The 19,076-nt window shown below is 43.7% G+C and carries 16 protein-coding genes, 1 tRNA gene and 2 CRISPR repeat arrays (1 of these 19 cut by a window edge); of the genes, 2 read left to right on the forward strand and 15 right to left on the reverse strand.

Translation table 11 applies throughout. The annotated features are described in order from the left end of the window. A CRISPR array of direct repeats spans positions 1 to 223; the repeat unit is 30 nt; unit sequence CTTCAGTTGTTACTACAGTAGAATTTAAAT (it extends 664 nt beyond the left edge of the window). 58 nt (positions 224 to 281) lie between these two features. The 3 genes from Q5873_RS07170 to Q5873_RS07180 all read right to left on the reverse strand — a co-directional run bounded on the left by Q5873_RS07170 (position 282) and on the right by Q5873_RS07180 (position 3,721). Further along, the gene (locus Q5873_RS07170) at positions 282 to 1,670 is read right to left on the reverse strand and encodes a helix-turn-helix domain-containing protein (protein WP_303060132.1); all 1,389 of its coding nucleotides are present in this window, start codon (positions 1,668 to 1,670) and stop codon (positions 282 to 284) included. 659 nt (positions 1,671 to 2,329) lie between these two features. Next, entirely contained in the window at positions 2,330 to 2,992 is a 663-nt protein-coding gene (locus tag Q5873_RS07175; RefSeq protein WP_303060134.1) for a TerC family protein, read from the reverse strand. A 72-nt stretch (positions 2,993 to 3,064) separates the two neighbouring features. Continuing rightward, positions 3,065 to 3,721 (reverse strand): YjbE family putative metal transport protein, encoded by a 657-nt coding sequence (locus Q5873_RS07180; RefSeq protein ID WP_205088050.1) that lies wholly within the window; start codon positions 3,719 to 3,721, stop codon positions 3,065 to 3,067. A 359-nt stretch (positions 3,722 to 4,080) separates the two neighbouring features. On the opposite strand from Q5873_RS07180, the gene Q5873_RS07185 reads away from it, so the two are divergent. Next, entirely contained in the window at positions 4,081 to 5,436 is a 1,356-nt protein-coding gene (locus Q5873_RS07185; RefSeq protein WP_303060135.1) for an MATE family efflux transporter, read from the forward strand. A gap of 171 nt (positions 5,437 to 5,607) precedes the next feature. Here the strand turns inward: Q5873_RS07185 and recG are convergent, their stop codons facing one another. Further along, positions 5,608 to 7,650: an ATP-dependent DNA helicase RecG gene (gene recG, locus Q5873_RS07190; RefSeq protein ID WP_303060137.1), complete on the reverse strand. Its 2,043-nt coding sequence runs from the start codon at positions 7,648 to 7,650 to the stop codon at positions 5,608 to 5,610. 244 nt (positions 7,651 to 7,894) lie between these two features. Between recG and rpmB the strand changes: the two genes are divergently transcribed. Continuing rightward, positions 7,895 to 8,083, forward strand: coding sequence for a 50S ribosomal protein L28 (rpmB, locus tag Q5873_RS07195; RefSeq protein WP_071838105.1), 189 nt, complete (start codon positions 7,895 to 7,897; stop codon positions 8,081 to 8,083). Between the two features lie 301 nt (positions 8,084 to 8,384). Here rpmB and Q5873_RS07200 read toward each other — a convergent pair whose 3' ends face one another. From Q5873_RS07200 to Q5873_RS07250, 11 genes are all read right to left on the reverse strand, one after another. After that, entirely contained in the window at positions 8,385 to 8,570 is a 186-nt protein-coding gene (locus tag Q5873_RS07200; RefSeq protein ID WP_303060140.1) for a hypothetical protein, read from the reverse strand. Between the two features lie 2 nt (positions 8,571 to 8,572). After that, positions 8,573 to 9,034, reverse strand: coding sequence for a hypothetical protein (locus Q5873_RS07205; RefSeq protein WP_303060141.1), 462 nt, complete (start codon positions 9,032 to 9,034; stop codon positions 8,573 to 8,575). A 927-nt stretch (positions 9,035 to 9,961) separates the two neighbouring features. Next, positions 9,962 to 10,654: a CRISPR direct-repeat array (repeat unit 30 nt; unit sequence CTTCAGTTGTTACTACAGTAGAATTTAAAA). Between the two features lie 29 nt (positions 10,655 to 10,683). After that, positions 10,684 to 11,763: an IS30 family transposase gene (locus Q5873_RS07210; RefSeq protein ID WP_303060143.1), complete on the reverse strand. Its 1,080-nt coding sequence runs from the start codon at positions 11,761 to 11,763 to the stop codon at positions 10,684 to 10,686. A gap of 271 nt (positions 11,764 to 12,034) precedes the next feature. Next, a tRNA-Leu gene (locus Q5873_RS07215) sits at positions 12,035 to 12,118 on the reverse strand. A 67-nt stretch (positions 12,119 to 12,185) separates the two neighbouring features. Continuing rightward, positions 12,186 to 12,809: a class I SAM-dependent methyltransferase gene (locus Q5873_RS07220; RefSeq protein ID WP_303060208.1), complete on the reverse strand. Its 624-nt coding sequence runs from the start codon at positions 12,807 to 12,809 to the stop codon at positions 12,186 to 12,188. A gap of 211 nt (positions 12,810 to 13,020) precedes the next feature. Then, positions 13,021 to 14,580 (reverse strand): phosphoenolpyruvate carboxykinase (ATP), encoded by a 1,560-nt coding sequence (pckA, locus tag Q5873_RS07225; RefSeq protein WP_303060145.1) that lies wholly within the window; start codon positions 14,578 to 14,580, stop codon positions 13,021 to 13,023. Positions 14,581 to 14,817: 237 nt separating this feature from the next. Continuing rightward, entirely contained in the window at positions 14,818 to 15,210 is a 393-nt protein-coding gene (locus Q5873_RS07230) for a class II SORL domain-containing protein (protein ID WP_028255567.1), read from the reverse strand. A 238-nt stretch (positions 15,211 to 15,448) separates the two neighbouring features. Then, positions 15,449 to 15,988: a cob(I)yrinic acid a,c-diamide adenosyltransferase gene (gene cobO, locus Q5873_RS07235; protein ID WP_303060147.1), complete on the reverse strand. Its 540-nt coding sequence runs from the start codon at positions 15,986 to 15,988 to the stop codon at positions 15,449 to 15,451. 10 nt (positions 15,989 to 15,998) lie between these two features. Continuing rightward, positions 15,999 to 17,396: a cobyrinic acid a,c-diamide synthase CobB gene (locus Q5873_RS07240; protein WP_303060149.1), complete on the reverse strand. Its 1,398-nt coding sequence runs from the start codon at positions 17,394 to 17,396 to the stop codon at positions 15,999 to 16,001. 20 nt (positions 17,397 to 17,416) lie between these two features. Then, positions 17,417 to 18,124 carry a precorrin-2 C(20)-methyltransferase gene (gene cobI / locus Q5873_RS07245; RefSeq protein WP_028255564.1) on the reverse strand — a complete coding sequence of 236 codons (708 nt, stop codon included), beginning with the start codon at positions 18,122 to 18,124 and terminating at the stop codon, positions 17,417 to 17,419. A 36-nt stretch (positions 18,125 to 18,160) separates the two neighbouring features. After that, a complete protein-coding gene (locus Q5873_RS07250; protein ID WP_289088463.1) occupies positions 18,161 to 19,015 on the reverse strand; it encodes a sirohydrochlorin cobaltochelatase in 855 nt (284 codons plus the stop codon). Positions 19,016 to 19,076 lie beyond the last annotated feature (61 nt).

The following is a 19,076-nucleotide window of genomic DNA, read 5'->3' on the forward strand; positions in this document are numbered from 1 at the left end:
CAGTTGTTACTACAGTAGAATTTAAATCTTGGTTTTAAAGCTACCGAAACGGACCGCGATAACTTCAGTTGTTACTACAGTAGAATTTAAATGTTTCCCGGACTTGTACATCTCCCGTTGTCGTAACTCTTCAGTTGTTACTAAAGTAGAATTTAAATGACCATGGGGTGCGCAAAGCTTTCTTTACATCATCCTTCAGTCGCTACTACAGTAGACTTCAGACAACAAAATGTTCTACGCTTTTCCTTCTTCTTATGAAGCAATGGACTGCATCCCTGCCATTAGTCATCGCCTCCTGCTCGGTGATAGGTAAAGGTATGCCGCGGTGCCGGTTTCCTTTCCACTGTTGTTAACCCGACTCCTGCCACGTGGTAGTAGAAACGTCTGGCGCAGCCTGTTCTTCTGTTGGTTGTGGATTCTCCCGTTCCGCTGTAATTTGTGGAGCCGTCTCTGTTATCATTGCCGTTAGCATATCCCGTAGTACGAGAACCATCCCTTTGTGAACGAGAGCGATACCCTTGTGAGCGAGAACCGTACCCTTGTGAGCGATAGGCATCTCGCCGTTCCTTCGCTTCCGCCTTCCACTTCTTTTCATTTCGTTCCCAGTAAGCAGCCGCTCGTTTCCAGCTCTTCATCGTCTTCTTGCCCACAGACCAACCTACCGCATCGTAGTACGCCATGAACGCTTCCGGATCAATGTGGTAGTCCTTCTCTTTACAATACGCCTGCACCATCTCCAGCGTTGGCGGAACAAACGGTTCTTCTTCGTCAGCCTTGTTAGACATCGCTGTAGACTTCGCTGTGGATTTGGATGTTTCTTTCGATGTGATCGTAGCATTGGATTGTAATTCAATCGTAGACACAGATTTCGATTGCAATGTTACATTCGACATGTCCTCTTCTGCATTTTTTAATGTATTGTCTTGGGGCTCTACAAGGATAGCTTCGCTACCTTTCTTTGTACTTTCTTTAGAGATGTTTAGTCTAGTTTCGTTTAGTTTAAGTATAGGTACAAAAGTTTCGTAACTTTTTACCCTAACCTTTACCGGTAGTATTGCCGGTACCGTTGCCGGTATATGTTTTGTATTATCTATTTTTTCATCGTCATTGCCGGTAAATTTTGCCGGTTCTAACTCTATATTAGCTGTATGTTTACCATCATTCTCGGAAGCTTTTACCGGCTCTAACGCTATATTAATTTCATCTTTATTATTGGCAATGTCTTCCAATTCTAATTCTGCCTGTGGTACCTCTTCATTATCACCAGCAGATGTTACCAGTTCTGTTATCGTTACATCTGTGGCTGTTTTGCCTTCCTTCATTTGACCCGTAGTCATTTCGTCCGTAGTGATTTCATCTATCGGAAGATCATCGGGCTTATCAAACTCTTCTACCGGGATCAGTTGGTATGTCGGGGCAATTCCCACTCTTCCCTTCTTATATATTAAAAGACCTAACGAGCATAACTCATTTCTCGCATTGCGAATCGTGCGTTCACACAAGCCTGTACTTAACAGCAATGCGTTCATTGATAAATTAAAATTCTTTTTCCATCCGGCCACATTATTATAATGAAGTAACGTAAGCCAAAGAAAACGCGCCGATGAAGAAACTCCCGGATGCACTAGTATCCATTTTTGAAACCCGTTTATTTGTTTGATGTAATTCATGAGTCGTACCTCCCTAAAATCTAGTGGGGAAAATTACCCCCTCACTTATAACAGGCAAAAACGACCCCCTTTTTAAACATAATTACCCATATTTTTTTATCATGCAATTATCTTAATTTCGCATCCAATCTGAAAATCCAGTATATATCTGTATTGTATGCTTCTTTCAACCGAAAATAAAAATTACAAAAAATTTATGTGTACCTTTCAACCGATAGATATGTACAAACAAAAGTAACTAATGCTGTCGAACATCCAATTAATATTACCGAACATTCAATTACTGCTATCCAACGTGTAACCTATGACATAAAAACTAAAAACTCACGCCTATAGATTCTTCAGTTACGCCCGGAAACTAAATAAATAACTTGGAGGTCGACTCATGTCTTGGCAGTCAAGTCTTACGAATGAATAGATAAATAAAAAAGTATCCTACGATAGCTCTTTGAAGCCCGGTCTTTCGAAGGGCATTCTGCATAGCTATCGTAGGATACTTTTTTCTTCTAGTGAGGAGAAGAAAGGAGACTATCCGCATAAGAAACGCTCTTCGATAGACCGAGCTTTCGTTGCTGATAGTCTCCTTCTTTTATCTATTTCATTCGTAAAACCTGACCTCTGAGATATATGAGCATCGCTTTATTTTAATTACTTTTTATTTACTTCTTAATTTGTTTCATAATAGCTACGGCCACCATGACAACAACAATACCAATAACGCCGGCTACTGCTTGCGGCCACTGCCAAACAGCAGCCAGCAACGGATCGGCTACTACCATTTCACCGGCTACCCAACCCAATACGGCACCACCGGCATATAAAATAATCGGATATTTGCTGATAAGCTTTGCAAATAAGGAAGCACTAAAGATAATAATCGGTACCGTTACCAACATGCCCAGTACAACCAGTTCCATAATGCCTTGTGCGGCTGCTACGACACCAATCACATTGTCAATGCTCATCATAGCATCCGCCAGCACTATAGTAATAATCGCCTCTCTAAGGGAATCCTTTGCTTCCACATGTGCTTCTTCATCTTGATCCATCAAGAGTTTCACTGCAATCCAAGCCAGTACAATACCACCTATAATGTGTAGTGCCGGAATGATATGTAATGCTTCCGCCAACAAAAAGGCCAATACCAACCGAATAGCGATGGCACCGAAGGTGCCCCAAAAGATAGCTTTCTTTTGCAAATCCGGTGACAGCTTTTCCGCCGCCATACCGATAACAACAGCGTTGTCTCCGGCTAATACAATATCTACAATAATAATTTTGCCTAGAGCAATCCACGTGGCTATATCTAATAAGTCTAACAATCCATTCGCATCCTTCCTCATAATCATGTAAGGAATATTATAGCACTGTTGACTATAAAACGCACGTAAACATTATCGCATTCTCTTTTTTATAATAGCAGCTGCCAAGACAAGGACAACACAAGCCAATTTAAAAGGAATCGCATAGGGAGCAAGGTATGGTGCCACTAAATGATCGGCTTCAATCATACCGCCGCCGACCCAGCCAAGAATACCGCCACCGGCATAGAGTATAACCGGATATCTATCGATCAGTTTAACAAATAGCGTACTGCCCCAGATAATAATCGGCACCGTTATCAACATGCCCGCCACCACTAAGCCCATGTGACCTTCGGCAGCACCAACAACACCGATTACATTGTCTATCCCCATTACGCCATCGGCAATCACAATCGTCATAATAGCGCTACGCAAATTATCCTTGGCTTCAATGGAATGCTCCTTCTTGGTATCGTCTAGGAGTGAATAGCCAATCCAAAGTAGCAATAGACCACCGATTAAGTGTAACGCCGGAATCGTGTTAAGCGCTTCTACAAATAAAACGGCCATGACTAAGCGCAATACAATAGCCCCGACAGTCCCCCATAAAATAGCCTGTTTGCGGTGATGAGGCGGTAAATTTTTAGCCGCCATCCCAATTACAATCGCATTATCCCCGGCTAATAAAATATCAATGACAATAATTTTTACAATAGCAAGCAAGCCTGCCACACTAGCAATCTCCAATGCGGTTCCTCCATCATCGTTATCATCTAACTATACGTCTATCAAATTCTGCCACTGTCGGTTATAGTCCTGCTTGATTGTACATAAAAAAGACGTCTGATATCTTTCAGGCATCTCCCTTGCAGGTCGCTACTTTACCTTTCGTAGCCTTATATGGTACAATTATATCATAATAATTATGAGGGTATCATGAGAAATATAATAAATTTACTGGGATTTTCTTACTCTCATTTTGTGCGGTGTACATTTCAAGTGCACACCTATAGGCAAGTTCTCCACTCTTAGGTTGGGGGCTTTTTTTATTGCTCCGTAACTGCCTATACAGTGCTCCATGTGTTGTATTAGAAAGGGTTGTATCTATGCATCAAACTGAAACGATTTTCCAAAAGCTCCGACTGTTTCTGCGTCTGGCTACACCGGTTATATTGACGCAGTTTTCTCTCTTAGCCGGTACTTTTGTGGCTGTATTCCTTACCGGTCAATACAGCACCGTCGATCTGGCGGGAATTTCTATCGGCTATAATATTTGGGTCGCCTGCTTCTTCGGCGCTATGGGCATACTCCTCGGCATTTCACCGATTATTGCCCAACTACTCGGCGCGAAACGACCGGAGCAAATTCCTACTATCGTCCGTCAAGGGCTGTATCTAGCTACCTGCATGGGACTTTTCCTACTTATCTTAGGTCTCTTAGGTCTTAAACCGTTATTGTTACTGCTCAATCTAGAACCGCAAGCCTACGAGGTTTGCATTCATTATATGACAGCCATCGCTTTCGGCATTCTTCCCTTGATGTGGCTATCCATTTTGCGTAACACCGTCGACTCTCATGGGTATACCCATTATTCCATGGGCATCATGATAACCAGCTTTTTCCTTAGTGTCCTCTTAAATTATGTATTGATTAACGGTCATTTCGGATTACCGGCCTTAGGCGGTGTCGGTGCCGGTATTGCCACGGCTATCTGCTGTTGGTTTAACTTACTCTGTTATCTAGTGATTGTAACACGCTGTAAAGCGTTTAAAGACTATCACTTTTTCAAACAGCTCGAACCGTGGCAATGGCCATACATTCAAGAACAGCTTCGCTTAGGTGTGCCGATTGGGATATCTATCTTCTGTGAAATGAGTATCTTTAGTGTAGCCGGTCTTGTAATGGCCTATTTTGGTACCGAAATCATCGCAGCCCATCAGGCAGCCATCAGCTTTACCAATCTCTTTTATTGCTTCCCCCTTAGCTTGAGCATCGCCTCTACCATTGCCGTTGGTTACGAAGTCGGCGCTCAACGCTATGCGGATGCAAAGGCCTATGCGTACATTGCTCGCGGTGTGTCTCTCGTCATTGCTGCCTTGATCAGTATGTACAGCTTCACCCATCTATCTACCATCGCCGGTTTATATACAACGGAACGTCATATGGTAAACCTTATCGGCAGCTTCCTATCCTATGCAGTGTTCTTTACGATAATTGATGCCTTTGGCACACCGATTCAAGGGATCTTGCGCGGCTACAAGGATGTGCGAATTATTTCCGTCATTGCTATCTCCACCTATTGGGGCGTCAGTGTTCCCGTAGCCTATGTGTTTAGCAAGCTGCTCGGCTATGGTCCGTACGGCATCTGGGTTGGCTTATTGAGCAGTGTGTCGGTAGCCGGTATTCTTTACACGTGGCGTCTCTGGTACATCCAGTACCGCCGTTATGCAGTACGCTGGTAAAAATGAGTTAACAAGTACATAGTGTATGAAATAAAAAGGAGTTACGACGAACAAAGTGTACGAACGTTCCCAATGATTAGCTCTAACCTCTAATACCGGGACGTCGGTTCACTCACTTCGTTGTAACTCCTCTTTTTATATTGCCTTCATTAACAAAATGATATGCGCTGCTTAGCTATATAGGATGCGAATAAAATCATCACCGAAGCGCTGTTCCAATTCCGGCTTCATCTTCTCCGCACAATACGCAAAGCCTTGCTTGGCAATGAACGCTTTCGCATCTCTGCGCGCCTCGGCCAACATATCAATATCTCGAACGATATCCGCCACCTTCAAATCCGGCAAGCCGTGCTGCATAAGGCCAAACAGCTGCCCTGCACCGCGCAGCAATAAATCCTGTTCCGCCAAAACAAATCCATCTTGAATAGTTTCCATTAAATGCAATCGCTTTTTGCTCTCCTCGTTACGACTGTCACTGACCAATATGCAATATGCCTGCGCATCACCGCGCCCCACACGACCACGCAACTGATGCAGCTGTGAAAGTCCGAATCGTTCCGCTCCTTCCACACACATGATCGTCGCATTCGGTACATTGACGCCTACTTCAATAACCGTAGTAGATACTAAAAGCTGAATATCCCGGCGATGAAAGGCCTCCATAACCTCTTCCTTTTCGGCTGCACTCATGCGACCGTGTACCATACCTACCGCAAAACGCCCGTGATAATACGCAGCCAGCTCCATGAACAGTGCCTCAGCTGCTTGTAAATCCAGCTTTTCCGACTCTTCTACCAAGGGGCAAACCACATAGACTTGATGACCTGTCTCCATTTCTTTGGCAAAGAAGTTACGCATCCGTTCCTTATAGGATGAATTGACGGCAAATGTCTGCACCGGCTTACGCCCCGGCGGCATTTCTTCAATGGCACTGACCTCCAAATCTCCGTAAATGGAAAGTGTCATGGTTCGCGGAATCGGGGTAGCCGTCATTACAAGAACATGGGGATTCATCCCCTTTTGCTGTAATCGCGCCCGTTGCTCTACACCAAAGCGATGCTGCTCATCAATGATTGTCAATGCAAGTTTGTTAAAGTGCACACCCTCTTGAATAAGCGCATGTGTACCGATAACTATATCGATGGTCCCTGCAGCCAAGCCTTCATAAATGACCTGTTTTTCTTTTGCCTTTGTTGAACCTGTCAGCAAGGCCAACGCGATATCAAGCGAACTACACATCGCTGTAATGCCTTCATAATGCTGCTGTGCCAAAATTTCCGTCGGTGCCATCAGTGCCCCTTGATATCCGTTTTCTACTGCTTTAAGTAATGCTAAAGCGCCAACTACTGTCTTGCCGGAGCCTACATCCCCCTGCAATAGCCGTTGCATCGGCAAGGTGTCTTCCATATCGGTAGCTATCTCATGAAAAGCTCGCTGCTGATCACCGGTCAAGGTAAACGGTAACGATGCCAGGAAAGAGGTGATAAGTGGTCCATTTGGTTTCATCGCCACCCCTTTTACCGCTTGTTGTCGGCTTCGCAGTAACAATAATCCTGCTTGCATCACAAAAAGCTCCTCATACGCCAATTGCCGCCGCGCAGCCTTATAGGCTTCCGGTGTACTGGGAAAATGCATTTCTTTAAACGCTGCATACCGCGCCATAAAGGAATGCGCTTCACTTACCTCCGGCGGTAAAATATCCGGCAACTCCCGATGCGCAGCAAACCAATTCGTCAGTGCCTGCCTTACTATATATTGGGATACACCTTCCACCAAAGGGTATACCGGTACGATGCCCGTGTCCGGTTGTTGATCACCGTATAGCATTTCCACATGCGGTGTATTCATCTGCAACGCACCGTATCCCATATCGACTTTACCGTAAGCGTAAAGGCGCAATCCTTTTTTATACATGTTCTTTTTATACGATTGATTAAAAAATACAATCTTACAACGTCCCGTGCTATCTGCTAGTACAATCTCCAAAATTGACAAACCCCGACGCGGTCGCTTTTCCTGTACCGTCGCAATGGTACCAATGACCGCTGCCGTTTCACCGGCTTTCAATTCGCGCAAAGGTACAATATGGCTCCGGTCCTCATAGGCACGTGGGAAATACGTAAGCAGGCCCGGAATTGTGCGCACACCCAGACGATGAAATTGTCGTTCACGCCCCGGTCCTATGCCCTTGATTGTCTGTAATGCTGTTTCCATCTGCTTACTACCGTCCTTCCCCATCATCGTATCTATCATAAGCGAGTACTATTCGTTGTACACACAAGCACAATTCATAGACTGCTTTCATCCATCGTGTATACGTTCGTCATTACTGTTATGTACATTATAGCACAGGAAAATAATTAGATATATGTTTAGATCAATCTCACTACTTGCTTTTACTTTCCCTTTATGATAGAATACCTATGTTATGTTGTAAAAATGCTTGGAGGTGGAATTGATGGCAAACCTTTGCGAAGTATGTGGCAAATCCACAGCTAGCGGTATGAACGTGAGTCATTCTCATATCCGCACAAAAAGGACTTGGAAGCCTAATATCCAGAGAGTACGGGCAATTGTAGACGGCGAAACCAAAAAGGTTAATGTATGCACTCGCTGCCTTCGTTCTGATAAAATTACACGCGCGTAAAACATTAGAAGGTACATGTACTCAATAAATGAGAGACATCTGTCATTAACGGCAGAGTGTCTCTTTTTTATTACCTACCATTCTTTTGAGATGTAAAAGTTAAACATGCTACGCCTTGGTATCTCGTTGTGCCTATTATATCGCATACCGCTTCAAGCGGTTTATTTTTTTGTCCTCTTTTCCTCGGTAAACTAGAAAGTCTCCAACTCTTCTTTTGTCATATGTATACCTCCTTGCAATAAAAAAGCCCTTCCGGGCTTAAAATGGATATAAAAAACCGCCTACTTTCGTAAGCGGTTTACTACCAGTTGGGATGAGTAGTTATTTTGGTAATAATATCTGCGGCGATTCCATAATCTTCATCGCCTAATTTATCAACAATACTATAGGCCATATCCATAGATAATGGAGAGCTTACATAAAACCCTTTGTTGCGTAAAAATAGCATCTCTTGATTGGTTAATTTTACGTCTAACACTTCATGCACGTTTACCCCTCCTTCTTATACTTCTTTACAAATCGTGTTCCCGTCCTCCATGACGTGATTACGATGCCTGTTTCAGGATTAATATTAACTGTTGCTCGCTCGCCTATAAACCGTTGTGATTTACCATTCTCTCCTTCTCGAACATCCCCAATATGTAATGGATTCAGCAAAGCATCTTTTATACCTTCAATATCAACTTTGCGTAAATCCGCCCGTTCTTGCTGATGCTTCGAGAAAGAAGTGATAGGTATACCATTACTAGTTACTAAGCCATTCAACGCATCTGTCTCATGGTTTTTTACATATTTATTATACCATTCTTCATAGGATAATTCAGCCGGTACTTGTACGGTCTTACCATCAGGATCACCTTCTTTACGAGCAGCCCGTGTACCATCATCGTCGCTTATTTCGGCGGGGCATTGGCGGCATCCGGCGCAGCGTTGCAGCCCGTGTACCATCATCGTCGCTTATTCCGGGAATATACGGTACCGTAGTCGACCGGCATATAATAAAAAAGCAGAACCGCGATACCGATTCTGCTTTGCACCAGCACATCTATATGCCGTGGCCGGATTTCAACCGGCGTCTCCTCTTTCAAGGCGTGCTCACTCCTACACCACTCTTATGCATCTCCATTATTCCATATATAGTAATTTTTAGCAACCCAAAATTACAATATAAAATTGAATACTTACTACGTCTATTAGCCTTCCTTGCTTAATTTATACTACGGTGCCACTTTTAATCTCAATATAAATCGTTATTCTAGAACGACCAAGGGCCTTAGCAATAGCTGACTTTGAGACATTGGCTTACGTTCCTTTTCGATATAAAAGCGTTTGTACAACAAATATCGTTCTTGTATATATTGCTTGATTCATAGCTATCACCTCGGTGAAAGCATACATGAATCAGCCAAAAGTTCACTATTACGTTCAACCCATGGAACGAATATCATCGGTGAAAATATACATGAATCAGCCAAAAGCCTACAGTCTTAGAAAGCCATTTTCCTACATTCTTATCATATGATTTGTATCCCATACTTTTGCTGCTATTTTTTCATGCATACCTAGTATATCGGTAAAGGCCTTTTTTATTATGTAATTTTCTACTAGCTATTACCAATCTCAGTATATCATAGTCATCAAGCGCCTACACTGTCATCACTTAGAATACACACCAAGTAGTATCATTCAGACACAGCCTCACTAAACAATCTCTGTCGACCCTTGGTATAATCTATTTTCCCTTCTATCGACAATGGCTCAATGACTTGTAAATATGAAAAATTTATAGCATAATTATTTCAACAGAATACTCAGTAGTGGCAGTCCGACAGAAATGCTTGTTTTTATCTGCACCGCCATTGCGGTATGAGTGTTAGGCTTCAGTTGTTACTACAGTAGAATTTAAAATGACCAACGGGAGCCAATAAGCGTACGCACTCACACTTCAGTTGTTACTACAGTAGAATTTAAAATTTGATATAAATCTGAACTCTCCAAACTTCCTCGGTTCTTCAGTTGTTACTACAGTAGAATTTAAAACCAAGGGATAGTGATGTACCATCGGCCATCCGTGCGCTTCAGTTGTTACTACAGTAGAATTTAAAAATTCATAGCTGATAACGCCGAATAAATTACCAATAACCTTCAGTTGTTACTACAGTAGAATTTAAAAATGCGTTCAACTGCTTTTCTGTTGGCGGATACGGGCCTTCAGTTGTTACTACAGTAGAATTTAAAAATTGCTATGGCTACATCGTCTTTACTCTCATTAATTCTTCAGTTGTTACTACAGTAGAATTTAAATGTGTACGGTGCCGTGATGACATAGTATCCTATTGCCCTTCAGTTATTGCTACAGTAGAATTTAAATTATTCTCAATAGACTCTTTATATGTTGAATTCGTCTCCTTCAGTTATTGCTACAGTAGAATTTAAATAACGTCGCTCTTTACTCATTCGGATTTCCCTGTCAGTCTTCAGTTGTTGCTACAGTAGAATTTAAATTGACAAAGAGCTGTACAAGCAGCTCCAAGAAGCCTACTTCAGTTGTTGCTACAGTAGAATTTAAAGATTAAATTTGAATTTGATGAAAAAAAATTCTAAATTGCAATATGAAATTGAACACTCGTTACATCCGTTAGCTTTCTAATTTCGTCAAGGAATGCCTCTCGTGGTGTACGGTAGCCAAGAATTTTTCTGGGTAATGTGTTACACCAATTTGTTGCCCGTTTAAGAGCGGCTTCAGACACAGTATGTATAGGAATACCTTTGGGAATGAAACGGCGCAACAATCCATTGTGTCTTTCATTAGACCCTCGCTCCCATGCGGCATAGGGATGAGCAAAAAAGATTTGGAGTCCCTCATTTTCTAGGTTGGTAATGGAGGCGAATTCAAGCCCGTTATTTGACGTAATCGTTTTACATAAACTCTTGCTATCTAAGACGTCACTACACCGACTTAACCAACTCTGTAAGGTAGTTGTAATATCTGCTGCCTTAGCTGAAGGAGACCTAAGCGTTACATAGGCTCGTGTTTTGCGTTCAAGTAAAGAAACGATTACCTCATCTTGCTTGTCTTTGCTGCCTCGTACCGTATCTAACTCCCAATGACCAAATTCTTCACGGCGTAAGATAGACGTATCTCGTAAATCAATGGACTTTCCCAAGTGCTTTTTGTGCTTACGTATTCTATCCTTACGGGTCGAACGGCGCACCATAAGTGGTAAATCAATAGGAGCTATTGGAAGTATTCCTTGGTGCACATAGTTATATAGCGTTTTAGCGGATACCATTGCATCACGTGCAAACAGGTGATTGCGTATAGCATAGCCAACAGCTGCATCCAATGACCATCTATCCTTTACAATTTTACTTTCTATCCAAGCCAAGAATGCTTCAATAGCACCGGCCTTCAAGGTATTGAAAGAACCTTTTCTAGATGCTTCGTAACTGCCCTGACCACGATCGGCCAAGTACATGAGTACTGATGTACCTTGCTTAATTTGTACTACGGTGCCACGTTTGATTTCAGTATGAATCGTTGTTCTAGAACGACCAAGTGCTTTGGCAATGGCTGATTTCGAGACATTAGCCTGCAGCTGCTTTTCAATGTAGAAACGTTCTTCATACGAAAGGTGTTTGTTTGTACGCAATGATGTGTTATGATTAGTGTAGTCCATAGTGATACCTCGTGTGTTGGTCTAGTTTTGTCACTTTAATCATAACATGACGGTAGCCGCTATGGATTTTTTATGTGTTCAATTTCATTTTACAATTAACCATCAAAATAATCCTCAAGAAAGAGCGCAAAAAGGTATCGCGAGATAAAAAGATTAGAAAAAGTATTTTAGGTTGCAGTCAAAATGTAGTCAAACACCTGGAGATAAAATGTAGTCAAACGCAAAAAAAGCGGCCTACGAAAATCTCGTAAGCCGCATATTTACTATAGTCTGGTGCGGTTGGCGGGAGTTGAACCCGCACGCCCGAAAGCACTGCCGCCTGAAGACAGCGTGTCTGCCATTCCACCACAACCGCATCTGGAATACTTTGTTATTGTATTATAGAACACATGCTTTGTCAATACTCTTCCATCCGGCATGTACTACCGGCTTAAGATGGAGGTATTTTCCATAGTTCGAACCGAATAGACCAAGATTTTTTCTCTTTCATCGTTTCCGTCAAAAAGGTCCCTACAGTCTACCGGCTCTTCGGCATCAAGGCGCCAATGCTGATTTAGAAAACTCTCCACATCTTTGTAGGGATAATAGAAAAAGAGGCGTAATGGGCGCGGTACTCGCTGCAAAGAATCAAAGATATTTCCCAGAACTCGTTTTAGTGTATGTAGCGCAAAGGGATTAAAGAAAAAACAGCAATCCGCTTCGTCCGGAAGCGCATACGTTGCCGCATCACCGAGGACAAAGGAAACCCGTTGCCGTGCAGCCCGACTCTCGGCGTTGATCATTGCCTTCTGAAAGAGGCGTTCATCGTATTCGACACCAATAGAACGACACCCAATCTGATAGGCCAGAAAAATACTTACTCTCCCCTTACCGCTGCCGTAGTCGATGAGCATATTCCTTTTGCGAATCAAACCACTATTAGCCAATCGTTCCAAGACGCAGTAATCCGTCGGTTCATACGGATGATGTTCGCCATCGGAACGGCTGTCATCTCGACCGGCCGTCCGAATAGCTAACAGCCGCTCCCACTCTTCTTCGCTCATCAACATGGTTCCCTCCATTTCATGCATTCTACCCTATTGATCATCGCTTCCTACTTTTTTCCTTTCTAAGTATATGCTTCCATAAATATACTTCCACAAATATACTTCAAAAAAAGAGTGCTCCTTACGATATCTTCTCTTTACTGATTGTCCTGTAAAGACTACACATCATAGAGCACTCTTTTAATTATAAAATTATCTATCAGAGAGTTTTCTAGAGCTTAGGGCCTGCCGACGCAATATCTTCGGTAACCTTGCCTTCAAAAAGTTTCTTAAAGTTATCATTAAAGAGACCGGCCAACTTCTTCGCCATGTCGTCATAGGCATCCTTGTCCGCCCATGTATTGCGCGGATTAAGAATGTCACTCGGCACATTAGGACAAGATTTAGGAATAGCCACATTAAACAGGGGCATCGTCGTCCAACCGTCTTTCCCCAGCTCGCCCTCGAGGGCCGCATGAATCATAGCCCTCGTGTACGCCAGCTTCATACGTTGCCCTACACCATAGGGACCACCGCTCCAGCCCGTATTAACAAGATACACATTCGTATCATGCTGAACAATCCGTTCACCTAAAAGCTTTGCATACACCAATGGCTGTAGGGGAAGGAATGGCGCGCCGAAAGCAGTAGAGAACGTAGCCTGCGGTTTCTTAATGCCTCGTTCGGTACCGGCTACCTTGCTCGTATACCCCGTCAAATAATGGTACATGGCCTGCTCCTTCGTCAATTTTGAAATAGGAGGCAACACACCAAACGCATCAGCCGTCAAAAGGATAATATTCTTCGGCTGACCTGCACAGCTGGGAATCTTAGCATTGGGAATGTACTCCATCGGATATGCTACGCGAGTATTTTCCGTAATGGTACTATCACTGAAATCAGGCACGCCTGTCTTCGCATCGATAACAACATTTTCCATTACCGCACCGAAGCGAATAGCACCGTAGATTTCCGGCTGACTGTCCTCTGTCAAATCAATACACTTGGCATAGCAACCACCTTCAACATTAAAGACCCCATTATCACCCCAACCATGTTCATCATCACCGATGAGAGATCGCTCGGGATCCGCGGAAAGAGTAGTCTTGCCCGTACCGGAAAGGCCAAAGAAGAGAGCCACATCGCCCTGACTGCCTTCGTTGCAGGAGCAATGCATGGAAAGAATGCCTTTTTGAGGAAGAATATAGTTCATGACGGAGAAGATGGATTTCTTCAATTCTCCCGCATACAGACCGCCACCGATGAGGGCAATTCTCTTATCAAAGTTGAGGACAATGAATGTTTCCGAATTTGTGCCATCAACAGCCGGGTTCGCCATAACGCTGGGCAGAGAAATAACCGTAAAGTCCTCCGGTACAGTGCTCGGTTCATCAGTTTTAATGAACAGCTGGCTAATAAAAACCGTCTGCCAGGCCATTTCGTTGATAAACTTAACACGAATCTGGTAGTTTGGATCAGCACCAGCCTTAACATTTTTTACATACACACGATGATTCTTAATGTACTCTTCACACCTAGCATAAAGGCGGTCAAATGTTTCTTCCGTACAAGCCTGATTGTTATCCCAGTCCACACTATCATGGGTTAAGGGCGTATCGACAATGAACTTATCTTTCGGAGATCGTCCCGTGTGGGTCCCCGTCGTAACACACAAAGCTCCCCGATCGGAGAACGTCCCTTCTCCATTATGAATGGATGCTTCAATCAATTCACGAACGCTTAAGTCCCGAACGACTTCTTTGGCTTCGGCTAGTAGCTTCTCACTATTCATGTCATTCCCTCTTCCTATGATTAGTTATTGCAAAACACTTATTACGATTATTATATGATAGATTGTCGGCCTTAGCAAATCTAACCAAGAGATGTTCTACTCTTCGATTACTACTTTTTTTGCCAGGCATGACACCAAGATATAAGAAAAAAGGACCACACCGAAATAAGTTGTTTCACAAACCTCGGTGCGGCCCTTTCTCATTAAAAAGCACGCATGCTTCTATTATGTATTAACTTAGCCTACTACGATATCCTTTTCGGATTCCCACAAGCCATGAATGTTACAGTAGGAAGTAGCAATCAATTTACCGGATTTTTTGAAGGTTGCCGTAACAACACCGGCTGCTTCAGCAAATACAGGGCCTTCGTTAGCACCTGCACCGGCTTCACCATGTACATTGAATTCAAGGCGAGCTACTTCATACGGCAATGTAGTGCCTTCTTCTACATAATACAATTTAATCCAAGCAATATGATGTTCCGTAGTGTTCGGATGTGCAATGTCTTTGCCTACTTCCAAACGAATTTCAACTTTTTCGCCGGCAGCTACTTTATCCGGAGCAGTAATAACAGGAACGTGTTTTTCAGTTTTGAAGTCTGCAGATTTTACATAGTTTACTAAAGCCATTGTAATAACCCCCTTGGAATTATAAAAATATACCTAAGTAAGAACTTTCTTATACAACCAAGTTCTTATATTAGTGTCTCTTACTACAATTCAATTATACCATGTCCCAAGGTATTTTCAAGGGTGCATTTCTAATTTTTTCGATATTAAAAATGCATCATAGAAAAAGCTGAACCGGTGCTCTTCATCACCGATCCAACCTGTATACATCTATCTTCTATCCATTTGTACAATACATTCAGAACTCAATGCCCTTCATGGCTTTGATACCTTTTTGATATGCATGCTTCACCATTCGCATCTCGGTCACGGTATCGGCTATCGCAATAATAGACTCCGGTGCATCACGCCCCGTTAAGACAACGTGAAGGCGTTCTGGTTTCGCTTTCAGCATAGAAAGAACCTTCTCTTCCGACACCAGGCCAAACTTCATAGCGTAGTTAATCTCATCCATGACAATGATATCCCACGCATCGGATTGTACTTCTCGTTCCAGCATAGCCCATGCCTCGTCTGCCGCTTTTTTATGTGTCGCCATCGCTTCTTCCGATTGCTCTTGTCGGTGATAGACAAAGCCATTCCCCATCGGGCGAATTTCAATGGACTCGCCTAATCGGGCAATACCTTTTAATTCACCGTAACCACCGCCACTTTTAATAAATTGTAAGATCAATACTCGTAAGCCATCGCCCACAGCTCGCAGTGCCAATCCTAAGGCAGCCGTGGTTTTTCCCTTGCCATCACCGGTATTGACTAAAATTAAACCTCGTTCAGCCATCCTTCCTACCTCACTTTGTCGTTACTGTGTTTACCTTCCTACGCCATTGAGCCGCTGCCTCAACAAACCGCCTCGCCGCCTCATCGTTACCGGCAAAGTTTAAATGTAAATAGGAAGCCAGTATATTGTTCTTCGCATAGCCACCGGAATAATTTACCGGTTTGCGACCGCCTTCAAATTGAAACGCCCACGGGAACGTTTCCGTCATCGGTTCCATGGTAGAGAAATGAAATTCATGGCCTCGTAACCGTACTCCCTGCGGTGCAAGCAAAGTATCTTGCAATGCCGTAGCCGTCACATAGCCCACTTTTTGCAATTTACCTTGCATACGGCACACGGCCGGCACCAAACCAACCATAGGCAGTTCGTTGCCATTAAAATCAACAACACTATGACACATGTACATTAAACCGCCACACTCCGCGTATATGGGCATACCTACTGCCGCTGCCTCGCGAATCGCTTCTTTCATAGCTTCATTGCGTTCCAACTGCGACAGGAACATTTCCGGAAAACCACCGCCGAAAAAGAGCGCGTCTACCTCAGGCAATACAGTATCCGCCAGAGGACTGAACTGTACGATAGTAGCACCGGCCATTTCCAACGCCTTCAAGCTGGCCGGATAGTAAAATGAAAACGCTTCATCGTAGGCTACACCGATACGAGCGCGACGTTTTATTTTTTGTTCAGCCGATGTTTCGGCTACCGCCAATCCCGGTGCACTACGTGCGATAGACTCCAAGGCATCCATATCGACCATACTTTTCACAGCTTCACGAATGGTAGTAATCGCATCCGTCGGGTCCACTTCCGTCACCGGAGTAAGTCCCAAGTGACGTTCCGGTGAATGCATACGATCATCACGACGAATAGCACCGATAACAGGAATTCCCAAGCGCTCCATAGCACTGCGAATCATATGCTCGTGATTATCCGAACCGATGCGATTAAGGAGCACGCCTGCCAGATGTACTTCGTCATCATAATCACGAAATCCCTTAGCAATAGCCGCCGCACTTTCACCCATGGCTTTACAATCAATGACCAAAATTACCGGCGCTGCCAATTCTTTAGCAATTTGTGCCGTAGAACTTACGCCTTCACGGCCGCCATCATAAAGGCCCATAACGCCTTCAATGATAGCAATATCAGCCTCCTTAGCCATATCGGCAAAAAAAGGTTTCATTCGCTCTTGAGGCACCAACCATGTATCAAGATTGTAGCATTCTTCACCGCTGGCCGCTTTATGAAAGCCCGGATCGATATAATCCGGTCCTACTTTAAAGGGCTGTGCCTTCATACCGCGTTCACGCAGTGCAGCCAGCAATCCTGCGACAATCGTCGTCTTGCCTACACCGGAATTAGTACCGGCTACAACGATACGCGGAATCTTGTATTCCTTATTCATAAGGCGCTACCTCCCTATGCTTATCTATCTTTACGCTTTGCCAAGATTGTAGACAAATAATTAAGCTTCGTATCGGACGGCATATCTGTAAGTCCGCGATACACTTCTTCACCGTCAAGGCCTACGCGACTAATCATCACCGCATCATCCGCCATATCATGTTTCTTCAGTGTATCCTGTACTTCTTTAAAGTTGCGATATACCTTCATGATAACGGCATCATCCGCAACTGCCAGCACCTTATCGATTTTTTCTTTCGGTGCCGTTGCCGGTACGATAGCCAATACTTCTTCCTTTTCTACAATAGGATATCCCAAGTGAGAGCCGATGGCACAGAAGGCAGTAACACCCGGAATTGTTTCGATATCATAGCCGGTACCTTCCACCAAACGATATACATACATGTATGTACTGTAAAACATGGGATCACCTAAAGTAAGGAACACCACATTCTTACCGGCTTCTAAATAGCCGATGATAATATTTCGTGCTTCTTCCCAACCTTCTTGCTGCGTATCATCATTCAACACCATCGGGAATACAACCGGCACAATCTCCGTATGTTCCTGAATATACGGCTTAGCAATATTCAGGGCCACCGATCCATCCTTCTTTTCTGTTTTCGGGGTGATGATAATATCGGCTTCACCAACAATGCGTGCTGCCTTTACCGTCATCAATTCCGGATCTCCCGGACCCACACCAATACCGTACAATTTGCCTTTCATAGTATTCACTCCTTGTAAATATAATATCCTTCGTCATTATTTAACATCAGGAATTACCGGTCGACGCTTCGATCGTTCTTCATACCTGTTAGCCAAACAATCCTCCAGATGTTGTACATATAAATCTCCAATAGCCGGGTACTCGCCTAGACCATGACGATGTTCTACTACCTCATAACCGGCGGCATACAACCGTGACGCAATGCTATCCGCTTCATCACCAAACATGTCATTTAACATGTGATCACCTGCCACTAATAGTAACGGATACACATGAATTTTCGACGGTCGCTTACCATCCACCCATTCCCAGGGCAGTACGGTATCTTCCAAGGTAGGATAGGATTCCAATGTAATAACTCGTGCATTACACCATCCGCGACGCCATAATTTCATCTGCAGTACCGAATAAGCAGCATTGCCTACATTAAGTCCGCCGTGACCGACAAAGAGTACCCCTTCTTCCGGCGGCACCATTAATGCCTTAAGGCAGGTATCAATCAGTGCTTCATAATCATCGGGGTGTTCCTCCTGTCCCATGAAAAATAACAACGGGCGCCCGACGCGAACCGTGCGCAGTTGCCCCTGTCCTTCATAGGCTAAGATACTCCGCTTTAATTTATCATATTCTGCGCCCCCTGTAAAATGCAAAGGTTGCACAAACAATGATGTATAGCCTTCTTCAATGAGACGTTCCATCATACCGGCCTCTGTAATCGCTTCTTCACCGGCATCGCGCAATCTTTTTACCACAATACGCGATGAAAATGCCAAATATACATCATAATCGCTATATGTCTCTTTAATACGCTGTACAATAGGATCGATACATGCCTTGCGGGCAGCCCGTACCGTCGTGCCAAAAGCAACCACAACAATAGCTTGTTTCATAGGAAAGCCCCCTTTATATACAAAATCCCCGCCTTGTCTTAGCGACAAAAACGGGGATCGA

The organism is Veillonella magna (assembly GCF_959600285.1).
In the GTDB taxonomy this organism is placed as follows: domain Bacteria; phylum Bacillota; class Negativicutes; order Veillonellales; family Veillonellaceae; genus Veillonella_A; species Veillonella_A magna.